Genomic DNA, 13,633 nt, shown 5'->3' with positions numbered 1-13,633 from the left:
CCTCAAACCGTCCGCGACCGGTCATTGGCGTGCGCCGCGCGCCTGCGCAGGAGCACGACACCGCTGAAAACGCCCCCGAAAACCATGGCGCCGCCGGAGCCGATGAGCAGCGCCGCGGGGGAACGCGGCGTCTCCGGCGCCTCTCCGGTCTGGGCTCCGCCCTTCGGCGTGACCTTCACCTGGGGCGAGGTCGGCGTGCTCGCGGGCAGCGTGATCGTCGTGGTGATCGTCGGCGTCGGGCTGCCGATAACGACCACGCTCGTCAGCTTGCTCTGCGAAGGAGTGGGGGAAGGACTGCCGCCCGGACTCTTACTGGGAGTGGGAGTCGGAGTGGAGCCCCCCGGAGGCGGCGACACCACCGACCCCGACGGGCTGGACGACGGCTCCCCCGACGGGTTGGAGGTGCCAGACGGGTCCCCCGAGTTCGAACCCCCGGGAGACGGCTGCTCCGTCGCGGGATCACCGATGGTGACGTTCACCGAGACCGGCGCGCTGACCAGGTTGCACTCGGCCCGGTAGTCCTTCGGCGGGCTGACCAGCTCCCTGGTGATCACCCGGAACGCGTCGAGCTGGGTCCACTTGCCGTCGTCGACGCTCCTGATCTCAACCTTGTGCTCGCCGTACGGGAGGCCGCGGAAGCGCCACAGGGTCTGCCCGCCCTTGTTGGCGTCGTTCACCGTGCTGCCGTCGTCGTTCTTCGAGGGGTCGATCCGCGGCGGCGACCCGGGCTGGCCGTCGATCAGGATGTCCACCGGCCCCGCGCGCTGGTCCTTCTGCGCGACGTACTCCACGCCCGTGCCGGTGAAGGTGAACTGCGCCCACTTGCCCGCGCTCGTCGTCCGGTGCAGGTCCAGGTGGTGGTCGTTGTTCTGGCTGTCCTGGTCGTTGAGGTCCTGCCAACCGTCGCTGTACAGGATCTCCGGGTCGTCATCGTTAACCATGACCTCGGACGCCGGCGGCCGGAAGTCCACGAACAGCTTGCGCGGGGTCACCTTGAGGGTCCCCGCGCGGTCGATGTGCGCGAAGTCGGAGATCCCCTCGGGGAGATCGAGCGGGCTGCCCTTGACCATGGCGTCCGGCTGGTCGACGCTGCCCATCGGCCTGAGGACGCCTTCCCACGCGCCCGCGAGCTGGATGTTGCCGGTCACCTCGATCTTGCCGCCCTGGGGGAGCCGCGCGGGCGCCCCGAAGCGGGTGACGTCCCGGTAGTTCAGCTTCCACCCGACGTTGAGCGGCTCTCCGACGTTCACCACGGTCGGAACGGTGACCTTCGTCCGGAGACGCACCGTACCTGAGCCCGACTGCGCGATCCCGCCGGTGCAGGCGTAGTCCACGACCAGCTCAGCGGTGCTCGCGCCTGCCGAGAGAGACGGGACCACGATGGCCGCCGCACCTGCCAAGCCCAGGACCGAGGCGGCCACAGTCCTCCGGAGACCCGTTCCCCAGCGATTCACCGCATGCTCCGATCACGAAAGCCGCATTCCGTGCGGCCATAGCAAACCGAGGGTAGATCTTATGGGTTTCACCAATCCCCCAGGAGGGCGAAAAGCGGAAAGGTGGCGTACTTGTAACCCAGCGTTCCCTTTGATCCGCCATCCGCCCGATTTGCGACGCCGGCGGCGCCCCCACGATCGCCCGCGCCCCCGCCCGCCGGGCGACCCGGGACACGTCCGGCCGGTATACCTCCGAGTAACAGAATCGTATTCTGGTCAGCGAGATGTCCCCCGGCCCGGAAGGCGTGTCCGATGCAGCGAGACCTCTTCGAGGACGAGCACCTCCTCTTCCGCCAGACCGTCCGCGAGTTCCTGGCCCGCGAGGTGGTGCCGCACCATCCCCAGTGGGAGAAGGACGGCATCGTCCCGCGCGAGGTCTGGAAGAAGGCGGGCGAGATCGGCATGTTCGGCTTCTCCGTCCCCGAGCAGTACGGCGGATCCGGCATCACCGACTTCCGCTACAACGCCGTGGTCGTCGAGGAGATCATCAGGGCCGGCGCGAGCGGCCTCGGGTTCTCCCTCCACAACGACGTCATGGCGCCGTACTTCGTCGATCTGACCGACGACGAGCAGAAGGAGCGCTGGTTGCCCGGGTTCGTGTCGGGCGAGCTGATCACCGCGGTCGCCATGACCGAGCCGGGCGCGGGCAGCGATCTGCAGGGCATCCGCACCACCGCCGTACGCGACGGCGACCACTACGTGGTCAACGGGCAGAAGACGTTCATCACCAACGGCATCAACTCGGACCTTGTCGTGGTCGTGACCAAGACGGATCCGACGGCCGGGGCCCGCGGCACCACCCTGTTCGTGGTCGAACGGGGCATGGAGGGCTTCACCCGGGGCCGCAACCTCGACAAGATCGGCATGCACGCGCAGGACACCGCCGAGCTGTTCTTCGACAATGTCCGGGTCCCCGTCGCCAACCGGCTGGGGGACGCGGACGGCCAGGGCTTCGTCCAGCTCATGAACAACCTGCCGCAGGAGCGCCTGTCCATCGCCGTCGCCGCGGTGGCCGCGGCCGAGGCCGTGCTGGAGACCACCATCGAGTACTGCAAGAACCGCACGGCGTTCGGCCGGAGCATCGGCTCCTTCCAGAACACCCGGTTCGTCCTCGCGGAGCTGGCCACCGAGGTCGAGATCGCCCGCCACTACGTGGACAAGTGCGTCACCGTGCTGAACCGCCGCGAGCTGACGGTCGTGGACGCGGCCAAGGCCAAGTGGTGGACCACCGAGCTGCAGAACAAGGTCGTGGACCGCTGCCTGCAGCTCCACGGCGGCTACGGCTACATGACGGAATATCCGGTGGCCAAGGCCTGGCTCGACAGCCGGGTGCAGACCATCTACGGCGGCACGACCGAGATCATGAAGGAGATCATCGGCCGGTCCTTCGGCTTCTAGGATTCCACCGGCTCAGCGCATGTGCTGGCCCCAGATGAGCAGCATGGCGATCACGAACACGATCATCACGCCCGTGTATCCGACTGCGCCGAGCCGGAAGAACCTGCGCACTTTGTTGAGCAACCAGGCGAACAGGAAGGCCAGGAAGACCAGCAGGATGAGTCCGGGGTCCATGCCGACCAGTATGCGGCGGATTCTCCGCGTGTGCGGGGGTAAACCGACGCCGGCCCGGCGGTTCGGGTCATACGCCGAGGTCAGCGGGACTCCGGCCGGGGCAGCGGTCAGCCGCCCGTGGTCTCCAGGATGACCCGGGCGACCAGCGCGGGATCGTCGCTCATCGGCACGTGGCCGCAGCCCGCCAGCAGCTTGGCCCGCTGCTGCGCCCACCGCCCGGCGCGTACGGCCTGACGGCGCGGCAGGAGCCGGTCGCGGTCGCCCCAGGCGATCGTGATCGGCGCCTTCGGCGGCGGGGGCGGGGCCAGCCACGCGAAGCAGTTCAGCATCTCGTCGAAACCCGCGGCGTTCCGCAGCGCCTCCGTGCCGAGCAGGATCTCCTCGTCGGGGATCCTGGTCGGGTCGGCCACGAGCAGCCACAAGGAGGCCGCCCGCCCGAGGGCCGACGACATCAACGCCGCGGCCGTCCCCTCCGACGTGCTGCGCGCCGCCTTCCGCAACGCCCGCAACGCCGTGCGCGCGTACAGCAGTTCGGTGCGGGACCAGAACCCGGCGGGAGACAGCGCGACGGCGCTGCGGACGACACCGCGCGAGGCCATGTCGAGCGCCACGTAACCGCCCAGCGAGTTGCCCGCGACATGCGGCTGCGAGATGCCGAGCTTGTCGCAGAACTCCTCGATCGCGAACGCGGCCGTCTCCGCGTTGTACGGCGTTTCCGGCGGGAACGGTGGCGACGCGCCGAACCCGGGAAAGTCGACGGCGATCACATCGTGCCGCTCCGCGAGCAGATCCATGACCGGCAGCCACGCCTGCCAGTGGTGCCCGATGCCGTGCAGCAGGACGAGAGGCGGCCCCGTCCCCCGGCGCTCGTACGTCAGCTCCATACGTGCGAGTCAAGCACCCGAGGGGCGGTGCCGTACAGGACGACTCAGCGACCGCCGACCGGAATCTCGAACCAGACCGCCTTGCCCTCGCGGGTGGGACGCGACCCCCAGCGCTTGGCGAGCTGATCGACGAGGTAGAGGCCGCGGCCCCCCTCGTCGTTCTCCCCGGCGCTGCGGATGCGCGGCAGCCGCAGGTCCTGGTCGAACACCTCGACCCACACGGACTCCTCGCCGCGGCGCAGCCGCAGCGTGAACTCCTTGTCGCTGGCGACCTCGTCCTCGAAGCCGGGGACGTCCCACGACTCGTCGAACGGCAGCGGCGGACCGTCCATGATCAGGTCACGGCGGGGGACGTTGGCGCTCGCCGCGTGCAGCACCACGTTGGTGACGACCTCGGACACCAGCAGGCAGGCCAGCTCGGCGCGCTCCTCCGGGACCTCCCAGCGCTCGAACGCGTCGGACGCCATGCGCCGCGCCTCACCCACCATGATCGGCTGGGCGGGGAACGTCTGCTCCTCGTACTGGAGCTCGGCGCCGACCGAGCGGATCACGAGGATCGCCATGTCATCGTCGATCTCTCCGGGGATGGCGCTGGTCGCCGCGTCGGCGATCCGCTCGACGCTGTCCCCGGCGATCTTCGCGACCTTGTCGCAGAGCATCCGCAGCGTCTCGTCCTCGCTCGGCTGCGGCTCCTCCGAGTCACGCGGGGGCCGCCGGTCGACCAGGCCGTCGGTGTAGAGCAGCAGCGCCGCGCCGGGTGGCAAGACCCGGGTCTCCTCCTTGTAGACCAGGTCGGCGTGGACGCCCTTGGCGTGGACGCCGAGCGGCTGACCGACCTCGCTGATGTCGAGCTCGCTGACGTTGCCGTCGACGATCAGCAGCGGCGGCGCGTGCCCGGCGTTGGCGAACGAGAGCTGCCGCGACCAGGCGTCGTAGACGAGGTACTGGCAGGTGACGATCGGCGGGTTGGTGATGTCCTCGCCGAAGTCGTCGCGTTCGGGGGCGGCGACGATCCGGGTCCACTCGTCCAGGCGGGCGAGGATGTCGGCGGGCGGCTTGTCGTCCTGGGCGAAGGCGCGCAGCGCGGCGCGGAGCTGCCCCATGACGGCGGCCGCCTTGGCCCCGCGGCCCTCGACGTCGCCGATGACGATGCCGACCCGGCCGGCCGACAGCGGGATCACGTCGTACCAGTCGCCGCCGACCTGTGTCTGGATGCCCTGACCGTGCGAGGCGAGCGGCGCGGCCGGGCAGTAGCGGACCGCGATCTCCAGACCGTCGAGCGCCGGCAGCTCGCGCGGCAGCAGGTGTTTCTGGAAGGACTCGGCGGTGTGCCGCTCCTCCTCGAACAGCAGCGCGTTGTCGACGGCGATCGCCACCCGGGTGGCGATCGCGCCGACGAAGTCGCGGTCGAACGTGTCGTAGTGCGGCGAGCGCCGGTCGGTGAGGTTGGACAGGCTGAGGTACATCAGGCCGAGCGTCTCGCCGCGGACGCACAGCGGCGCCACGATGGCGGAGGTCATGCCGATCTCGCCGCAGATGCGGACCGACGCCTCGCTCGGCGCGGGATAGCTGACCTGGGAGAAGTCCTCGATGAGGATGGTCTCCTGGCGGCGCAGGGCCGTGTCGGCGTAGTGACCGGGGGGATACCTGACCTCGCCGCCGACCGGCAGCCACGACTCCGGCGGCGGCGACCAGCCGTTCACATGGTGGGAGACCTTGCGGATCAGCCGGTCGCCCTCGACCAGCTCGATGAAGCAGTGGTCCGCGAACTGCGGCACCAGCATCTCCGCGACCCGGTTGAGCGTCTCCTCGACGTACAGCGAGCCGGCCAGCCGCTCGCCGATGCGCTCCAGCAGACCGAAGCGGTCCTTCTCGCGCTCGTTGCTGCGCATGGCCTCGCGTGCGGTGATCACGATGCCGGTGACCGAGCCGGACGGATGCCGCAGCGGGACGGCCTGGGCCCGCACGTAGATCATCGTGCCGTCGGCGCGGACGATGTCGAAGGTGCCCTCCCAGACGCCTCCTCTGAGCACGCTCTTGGCCAGCTCGGCGGTCAGCGGGTGGTCCTTCTCGGTGATGCCGAGAGAGAGGAGCGACTCCTTGCCCTCGTCCCCGCCCGGACGGCCGAACAGCCGCTCGGCGAACGGGTTCCAGTAGAGGACGTTGCTGAATCTGTCGGTGACGACGACGGCCATCTCGGCCTGGTCCAGCACGGAACCGGCGGTGAGGTGGTCCGCGCTGTCCTGCGAGAGGTCCCCCCAACGTTTCATCCGACGATCACCCCTTGGGGGCGGGTGTTCGCAAAGCGGACCACTGGCGCTCCTGCCTGAACAGAGGCTGGGTTCTGACGAGAGAGGAGGGGCTCCCTGTTGTGACTCACCAAACGAATTCGATCATCGTCTCGTGACGAAGACGTGCGCGGCGACGTCGCGCGGAAGTTCCACAAGGTCGATCTCCGCTTCACCGTCACCCGTCACCCGTACACCGTCATCGCTCGCCGCGAGCGTCACCTCGCGTCCGGGTTGTATCCCAACTTGCTTGAGTTTAAGCATCACGGCGGGATCGCTTTGCACTTGTTCGCTAATTCGGCGCACTACAGCGGGTACGTCCCTGGGTCCGGCCAGATCGACCAGGGACAGAACCTGATCGTCCTTGACCGAACCGGGCTGCTCTACGCCCAGTTCGCCGAGCCCCGGGATGGGGTTGCCATGCGGGCACGCGGTGGGGTTGTCGAGGAGACCCACCAGGCGCGTCTCCACCGATTCCGACATCACGTGCTCCCAGCGGCACGCCTCGATGTGCACCTCCTCCCACGGCAACCCGATCACCTGGGTCAGGAGGCACTCGGCGAGGCGGTGCTTGCGCATGACCCTGATCGCCAGGGTGCGGCCGAGGTCGGTCATGCTCAGATGGCGGTCGCCCTCGACCTTGACCAGCCCGTCGCGTTCCATCCTGGCGACCGTCTGGCTGACAGTGGGGCCGCTCTGCTGGAGCCGCTCCGCGATGCGCGCGCGCAGCGGAACGATGCCCTCCTCCTCCAGCTCGAAGATCGTCCGGAGGTACATCTCGGTTGTATCGATCAGGCCGTGTGCGGTCAACGTTCCTCCCGTCCTGTAATCGATGCTACGAGCTTCCGATGTGTTCGCAGCCGACCCTATTGGGGAAGCGACATGGGATGGCAAACATCGGTGCGGAACGTTTTCTTCCGGGGGAGATGAGCCTCCCCGCGCTACGTGAGGCCGCCCGCCGGTGCCAGGGATGCGACCTCTACCGGAACGCCACACAGACCGTCTTCGGAGAGGGCGTTCCGGACGCCCGCTACATGCTCGTGGGCGAGGAACCGGGGGATCAGGAAGACCGCCAGGGGGCGCCGTTCGTCGGCCCCGCGGGCCATGTGCTGGACCGCGCCCTTGAGGAGGCGGGCATCGACCGCGACACCGTCTACGTGACCAACGCCGTCAAACACTTCAAGTTCCAGCCGCGCGGCAAGCGCAGGATCCACCAGAAGCCGACCGCCGCCGAGATCGACGCGTGCCACCCGTGGCTCACCGCGGAGATGAGCCTGGTGAACCCGGAGATCACGGTGGTCCTCGGCGCCACCGCAGCACGCGCGCTGCTCGGTCCCGCGTTCCGGGTGACCCGGGAGCGCGGACGGCCCCTCCCCCGTTCGGAGGGCGGCTTCTACCTCGCCACCGTGCATCCCTCGTCGATCCTCCGGGCGCCGGACAGGGACGCGGCCTACGCCGGTTTCCTCTCCGATCTCCGGGTCGCCGCCGCGCTGCCCTGAACGGCGTCGCGTGGCCCACGAGGGTCAGGGCGCGAGGCGCTCCAGAACCCATCCCGTGCCGGCCCGCCGGTAGCGAAGCCGGTCATGCATCCGGTCGGTCTGCCCCTGCCAGAACTCCATCTCCTCCGGGATGACCCGGAACCCGCCCCAGAAGTCCGGTGTCGGCGGATCCTCCGGCCAGCGCTCGGCCAGCGCCGCGTACCTTTCGTCCAGTTCCTCGCGGGACCGCACCACCGCCGACTGGCGCGACGCCCACGCCGCGACGCGGGAGCCGTACGGGCGGGAGCGGAAGTAGGCGTCGGAGTCCTCGCGGGACACCCGGACGACGCGGCCCTCGATGCGGACCTGGCGGCGGATGGGGTGCCACGGGAAGAGCAGGCAGGCCCGCGGGTTCTCGGTGAGATCGCGGCCCTTTCGGGACTCGTAGTTGGTGAAGAAGACGAAGCCGCGCTCGTCGAAGCCCTTCAACAGGACAGTGCGCGCGGACGGCCGGCCACCGGCGGAACTGGTGGCCACGATCATGGCGTTGGGCTCGGGCAGCCCGGCCTCGACCGCGTCGGCGAACCACACCGCGAACTGGCCCACCGGGTCGTCGGCGAGGCCGGATTCGAGCAGGGGTTCGCCCTCGTAGCTGTGCCGGAGGCCGGGCAGATGAGAAGCGGTGTCCACGGAACGGTATTGTTGCGCGCTTGACAGAGGACGCCTGCATCAGCCCCTACCAGGGACAACGGCGTTTCATAGGGACCGGCGGGAACCCAGTGGAACCCTGCGGGTTAAATTGACCCGCCGGTATCTCGACATCAAGGCTTTTGACTTCACAAGAGAGGGAGGCGGCCGAAGTGTCCGACTTCAAACCCGGACTCGAAGGCGTGGTGGCTTTCGAGACCGAGATCGCGGAACCGGACAAAGAAGGGGGCGCCCTTCGCTACCGGGGCGTCGACATCGAGGAACTCGTGGGCCGTGTCTCGTACGGACACGTCTGGGGCCTGCTCGTCGACAACGAGTTCCAGCCGGGACTGCCTCCGGCCGAGCCCTACCCCGTTCCTGTCCACTCCGGTGACATCCGCGTCGACGTGCAGAGCGCGCTCGCGATGCTCGCCCCCGCGTACGGCTTCCGCCCGCTTCTCGACATCGACGACGCCCAGGCCCGCGACAACCTCGCCCGCGCCTCGGTGACCGCGCTGTCGTTCGTGGCGCAGTCCGCCCGTGGCCTGGGCCTGCCGATGGTTCCGCAGAAGCGCGTCGACGAGGCGCAGAGCATCGTCGAGCGGTTCATGGTCCGCTGGCGTGGCGAGCCGGATCCCAAGCACGTCAAGGCCATTGACGCGTACTGGACCTCGGCGGCCGAGCACGGCATGAACGCCTCCACGTTCACCGCCCGTGTGATCGCCTCCACCGGCGCCGACGTCGCCGCCGCCCTGTCGGGCGCGGTGGGCGCGATGTCCGGTCCGCTGCACGGTGGCGCCCCCGCCCGCGTGCTGCACATGATCGAGGGCGTCGAGCAGGTCGGCGACGCCAAGAAGTACGTCCAGGCCGAGCTGGACAAGGGCCAGCGGCTCATGGGCTTCGGTCACCGCGTGTACCGGGCCGAGGACCCCCGCGCCCGGGTGCTGCGCCGTACGGCCAAGGAGCTGGGCGCGCCGCGCTACGAGGTCGCCGCCGCTCTGGAGCAGGCCGCTCTGGAGGAGCTGCACGCCCGCAAGCCCGACCGCGTGCTCGCCACCAACGTCGAGTACTGGGCCGCGGTCGTCCTCGACTTCGCCGAGGTTCCGTCCCACATGTTCACCTCCATGTTCACCTGCGCGCGCACGGCCGGCTGGGCCGCGCACATCCTCGAGCAGAAGCGCACGGGCAGGCTGGTCCGCCCCAGCGCCAACTACGTCGGCCCTTCCCAGCGCTCGATCAACGACGTCCCCGGCGCGGCCGAAGTCATCGACAAGATCTGAGCTGAACACGGCCGGCGTCCCGTCGGCTGTCTCCCCGATTCGGCCCGCACATCCGGTGCGGGCCGTTTCCGTTTTCCGGCCTCTCCCGAGAGGCTTCTCCCCCCGGACGCGCGGACGCGCGGACGGCGCGGTCAGGGGCGGCCGGACTGCTCGCTCGGCGGCGCGTCGCCCCTGCCGGAGGTTGTCGCCGGAGTTCGCGACCAGCACCCGGAGCCGCGGCGTGCTGGTGACCGTGTGCTGGTACTCCTCGACCGCCGCCAGCTCGGCCAGGGGATGATCCACCTCTGGTACGCCTGCCGGAGGTCCTGGCAGAAGGCGTGGATCAGCAGCCGGTCGATCTCGTCGTCGCTCGCGTTGGCCAGCCGGAGGGCGTATCTGGGCAGCCGTTCGAACCGCCGCCTCGTCAGGTAGGGCTGCCGCCTGAACCAGCCGTTGAAGAACGATCCCCTGATGGACAGCACCGCCTGCAACGCCGTACCGGACAGGGCCACAAGGATGCCGAGCGCCCACGGGATCAGGCCCACCAGGTCCGACGCGCCGCCGGCCAGCCACACCGCGAGCGTGCCCAGCGGCACCCAGGTGGTGGCCGCGCGCCCGATGAAGTCCGCCGCGGTCCTGCGGTTCCGGTCGCCGCCGAACCGGGCCCTGCGCCACGCCTTGACCCGTTCCTTGAACTCGTCCTGGCCGGTGCGCGAGTGCGGGGTGGGCGGCCACCGGCCGGCGGCGCCGGCTCCGTCCCGCGCGTCGTCGTCGGCGGGCCGGTCGTCGCGCTGCCGCCTGGCCCACAGGACGAACTGGACGAGCGGGAAGCGGGGCGGCGGCAGGAACGACCCGGGCACCGGCTTGCCGAGCTGCCCGTGCTCACCCGCCAGGGCCGCCACCAGGTCGTACAGCGTGCCGTACTCACCGGACTCCACCGACGCGTGCGGGACGACGTCCTGGAAGGGCGCGGCGAGCCGCGCGGCCGCCTCGGTGGCGCCCCCGTCCGGACCGGTGACGACGATGATGGGAAGGGGCTGATCGGCACGCCAGAACCACGGCCTGTGGACGAGCTGCTCAATGGCGTCATGCGGATCGGCCACGACGGGTGTCTCCCGGACGGAACCGCTTGTTTCGGCTCAGTGCATGATCAATTGCTGTGGCACACCATGATGTCTCACATTGCGGACCTGGGTCTAGGCCATGGCCGCGGCTCACTACGCTGGATGTGTGGCTGACATCGTGATTCCCACTGACATCAAGCCCGCCGACGGCCGATTCGGCTGCGGGCCCTCGAAGGTACGCCCCGAGCAGCTCTCCGCTCTCGCGGGAGCCGGCGCGAGCATCATGGGCACCTCGCACCGCCAGAAGCCGGTCAAGAACATGGTCGGCCGGGTGCGCGCGGGCCTGTCCGAGCTGTTCTCCCTCCCCGAGGGATACGAGGTCGTCCTCGGCAACGGCGGCACCACCGCGTTCTGGGACATCGCCGCCTTCGGCCTGGTGCGCGAGAAGTCGCAGCACCTCCAGTTCGGCGAGTTCTCGTCCAAGTTCGCGACCGTGGTCAAGAAGGCGCCCTGGCTGGGCGAGCCGACGGTGATCAAGTCCGAGGTGGGCAGCCACCCCACGGCGGTGGCCGAGGAGGGCGTCGACGTCTACGCGCTCACCCACAACGAGACCTCCACCGGCGTGGCCATGCCGATCAAGCGCGTCGGCGACGACGGCTCGCTGGTCCTGGTCGACGCGACCAGCGGCGCGGGCGGCCTGCCCGTCTCGGCCGAGGAGTTCGACGTCTACTACTTCGCCCCGCAGAAGAGCTTCGCCTCCGACGGCGGCCTGTGGATCGCGCTGTTCTCGCCCGCGGCGCTGGCCCGGGTCGAGGAGATCACCGCCTCCGGCCGCTACGTCCCCGAGTTCTTCAGCCTGCCGGTCGCGATCGACAACTCCACGAAGAACCAGACGTACAACACCCCGGCGCTCGCCACGCTGTTCCTGCTGGCCGAGCAGATCGACTGGATGAACTCCCAGGGCGGCCTGGCCTGGACGACGGCGCGCACGGCCGACTCGGCCTCCCGGCTGTACACCTGGGCGGAGAAGAGCTCCTACGCCACGCCGTTCGTCACCGACCCGGCGCAGCGGTCCAACGTGGTCGGCACGATCGACTTCGATGAGTCGATCGACGCCGCCGCCGTGGCGAAGGTGCTGCGCGCCAACGGCATCGTCGACACCGAGCCGTACCGCAAGCTCGGCCGCAACCAGCTCCGCATCGCGATGTTCCCGGCCATCGACCCGGCCGACATCGAGGCGCTGACCGGCTGCGTCGACTACGTGGTCGAGCGCCTCTGATCAGCTCCCGTCCAGGACGCCACCGGGCCGGCACGCCAGCGCGCGTGCCGGCCCGCGGCATGCCTGGGCCCGTGCCCGGCGGGCAAAGAAGTCATCAGACCTCCGTAGAGTTTTCTCCCGCAACGCACAGAAATGGGACAGGAGCGACGGTGACTACGACTTCGGGGGATCTGCGGGCTCGGCAGCGCAGCCTGGGATACCTGATGTTTGCCAGCAGGTGGCTGCAGGTGCCCCTCTACCTCGGGTTGATCGTCGCCCAGGGCGTCTACGTGTGGCAGTTCATGGTCGAACTGTGGCACCTGGTCACCGGCGACTTCAGTGCCAGCGGCATGAACATCGAGCAGTCGGTGATGCTCAGCGTGCTCGGCCTCATCGACGTCGTGATGATCTCGAACCTGCTCATCATGGTGATCGTGGGCGGATACGAGACGTTCGTGTCACGGATCCGCCTTGAGGGCCACCCTGACGAGCCCGAGTGGCTGTCCCACGTCAACGCGAACGTACTCAAGGTCAAGCTGGCCACCGCGATCATCGGCATCTCGTCGATACATCTGCTGCAGACCTTCATCAGGGCTCGTGAGATGAACACCGACACGATGCTGTGGCAGACCGTGATCCACCTGGTGTTCATCGTGTCCGCGATCGGGCTGGCCCTCATCGACCGGATGCTCAACTCCTCGGCCCACGACCGCGACCACTGACCGACGGAAGGGCGCCTTCGGGACACAGGCGGCCCGGAGGCGCCCCAGAAGCGCCGCAGACGGCCGAGCGCCGCCGCCCACCCTCTTCCCGTCACACCCCGGGCGACGGCCGCTCCTGGACGCAGTCAGACGCTCCCGGGCCTGGCGGGCCTCAGACCCCGTCCCGTACGGCACGGCGGCGCAGCAGCCAGGCGGCGAGCACCCCGCCGATCAAGCCGAAGAGGTGGCCCTGCCACGAGATCCCCGGCTCGCCCGGCAGCGCGCCCCACAGGATCGAGTAGTACAGGACGGCGACGACCACGCCGAGCAGGATGTCCAGGGCGCGCCGGTCGAACAGGCCGCGCGCGACGACGTACCCGAAGTAGCCGAAGACGAGGCCGCTGGCGCCGACCGTGAGCGTGCCCGGCGGGCTCGTCAGCCAGACGCCGGCGCCACTCACCAGAACGACGATGAGGCTGGCCCACAGGAACCTGCCGACACCGCGTATCGCGGCCAGGAAGCCCAGGATGAGCAAGGGCACCGAGTTGGCCATCAGATGGCCGAACCCGTCGTGCAGGAACGGAGCGAACAGGATGCCGGGCAGACCCTGGGGTTCCTGCGCGACGATGCCGTACTGGTCGAGCGCGCCGTCCTCGACGTAGTCCACGACCTCGACCGCCCACATGGCGCCCAGGAGGACGGTCATGACGATCACGCTGCCGAGAGCGCCGCTCAGGAGACCGGCGACGCGGTCACGGGCCGACCGACCGGGAGGGGGAACCGGTTCCCCGGAATCGTTCATCTCTTCACGGTACGTGCTGTGTCTATTTGCGCTCGCTCCGCTCGCGCGGCTCGGGGCGCCCGAAGTCGGCTCGTGCCCTCGTCACGTCCTCACTCGTTCCTCGCTCCGGGCGCTCCTCAGTTACTTCACCGCCGCGCCCCTCGCAGA

Annotated in this window: 13 protein-coding genes; 5 read left to right on the top strand and 8 right to left on the bottom strand. The window is 69.4% G+C overall.

Translation table 11 applies throughout. The features are described from left to right. Positions 1–2 precede the first annotated feature (2 nt). Positions 3–1,421, bottom strand: a complete 1,419-nt coding sequence (locus tag ACQP1V_RS06550; protein ID WP_433419866.1) for a hypothetical protein — start codon at positions 1,419–1,421, stop codon at positions 3–5. A gap of 324 nt (positions 1,422–1,745) precedes the next feature. Between ACQP1V_RS06550 and ACQP1V_RS06545 the strand changes: the two genes are divergently transcribed. Beyond that, the gene (locus ACQP1V_RS06545; RefSeq protein ID WP_387408040.1) at positions 1,746–2,891 is read left to right on the top strand and encodes an acyl-CoA dehydrogenase family protein; all 1,146 of its coding nucleotides are present in this window, start codon (positions 1,746–1,748) and stop codon (positions 2,889–2,891) included. A 12-nt stretch (positions 2,892–2,903) separates the two neighbouring features. Here ACQP1V_RS06545 and ACQP1V_RS06540 read toward each other — a convergent pair whose 3' ends face one another. The 4 genes from ACQP1V_RS06540 to ACQP1V_RS06525 all read right to left on the bottom strand — a co-directional run bounded on the left by ACQP1V_RS06540 (position 2,904) and on the right by ACQP1V_RS06525 (position 7,047). After that, positions 2,904–3,065 (bottom strand): hypothetical protein, encoded by a 162-nt coding sequence (locus tag ACQP1V_RS06540; RefSeq protein WP_433419863.1) that lies wholly within the window; start codon positions 3,063–3,065, stop codon positions 2,904–2,906. A 107-nt stretch (positions 3,066–3,172) separates the two neighbouring features. Then, positions 3,173–3,949: an alpha/beta fold hydrolase gene (locus ACQP1V_RS06535; protein ID WP_067130160.1), complete on the bottom strand. Its 777-nt coding sequence runs from the start codon at positions 3,947–3,949 to the stop codon at positions 3,173–3,175. Positions 3,950–3,993: 44 nt separating this feature from the next. Next, the gene (locus ACQP1V_RS06530; protein WP_433419861.1) at positions 3,994–6,219 is read right to left on the bottom strand and encodes a SpoIIE family protein phosphatase; all 2,226 of its coding nucleotides are present in this window, start codon (positions 6,217–6,219) and stop codon (positions 3,994–3,996) included. Positions 6,220–6,342: 123 nt separating this feature from the next. Then, a complete protein-coding gene (locus tag ACQP1V_RS06525) occupies positions 6,343–7,047 on the bottom strand; it encodes a metal-dependent transcriptional regulator (protein ID WP_433419858.1) in 705 nt (234 codons plus the stop codon). 116 nt (positions 7,048–7,163) lie between these two features. On the opposite strand from ACQP1V_RS06525, the gene ACQP1V_RS06520 reads away from it, so the two are divergent. Then, positions 7,164–7,736, top strand: coding sequence for a UdgX family uracil-DNA binding protein (locus tag ACQP1V_RS06520; RefSeq protein ID WP_387408032.1), 573 nt, complete (start codon positions 7,164–7,166; stop codon positions 7,734–7,736). A gap of 24 nt (positions 7,737–7,760) precedes the next feature. Here ACQP1V_RS06520 and pdxH read toward each other — a convergent pair whose 3' ends face one another. Further along, a complete protein-coding gene (pdxH, locus tag ACQP1V_RS06515) occupies positions 7,761–8,405 on the bottom strand; it encodes a pyridoxamine 5'-phosphate oxidase (protein ID WP_067130172.1) in 645 nt (214 codons plus the stop codon). Between the two features lie 170 nt (positions 8,406–8,575). Here pdxH and ACQP1V_RS06510 point away from each other — a divergent pair, with 170 nt between their 5' ends. Beyond that, positions 8,576–9,682, top strand: coding sequence for a citrate synthase 2 (locus ACQP1V_RS06510; RefSeq protein WP_387408030.1), 1,107 nt, complete (start codon positions 8,576–8,578; stop codon positions 9,680–9,682). A gap of 131 nt (positions 9,683–9,813) precedes the next feature. Here ACQP1V_RS06510 and ACQP1V_RS06505 read toward each other — a convergent pair whose 3' ends face one another. Beyond that, positions 9,814–10,764 (bottom strand): hypothetical protein, encoded by a 951-nt coding sequence (locus tag ACQP1V_RS06505; RefSeq protein WP_433419855.1) that lies wholly within the window; start codon positions 10,762–10,764, stop codon positions 9,814–9,816. Between the two features lie 127 nt (positions 10,765–10,891). Here ACQP1V_RS06505 and serC point away from each other — a divergent pair, with 127 nt between their 5' ends. Both serC and ACQP1V_RS06495 read left to right on the top strand, forming a co-directional pair. Continuing rightward, positions 10,892–12,004: a phosphoserine transaminase gene (gene serC, locus ACQP1V_RS06500; protein ID WP_433419852.1), complete on the top strand. Its 1,113-nt coding sequence runs from the start codon at positions 10,892–10,894 to the stop codon at positions 12,002–12,004. Positions 12,005–12,153: 149 nt separating this feature from the next. Continuing rightward, on the top strand, positions 12,154–12,705 hold the full coding sequence (locus tag ACQP1V_RS06495) for a TIGR00645 family protein (protein ID WP_387408025.1): 552 nt from the start codon (positions 12,154–12,156) through the stop codon (positions 12,703–12,705). A 151-nt stretch (positions 12,706–12,856) separates the two neighbouring features. On the opposite strand, the gene ACQP1V_RS06490 is transcribed toward ACQP1V_RS06495, so the two are convergent. After that, the gene (locus ACQP1V_RS06490; protein ID WP_387408023.1) at positions 12,857–13,486 is read right to left on the bottom strand and encodes a rhomboid family intramembrane serine protease; all 630 of its coding nucleotides are present in this window, start codon (positions 13,484–13,486) and stop codon (positions 12,857–12,859) included. Positions 13,487–13,633 lie beyond the last annotated feature (147 nt).

The organism is Microtetraspora malaysiensis, from assembly GCF_050947145.1.
In the GTDB taxonomy this organism is placed as follows: Bacteria; Actinomycetota; Actinomycetes; order Streptosporangiales; family Streptosporangiaceae; genus Microtetraspora_A; species Microtetraspora_A malaysiensis.
The sequence above is the reverse complement of the archived record's forward strand: the minus strand, read 5'-3'. Positions and strand labels throughout refer to the sequence as shown.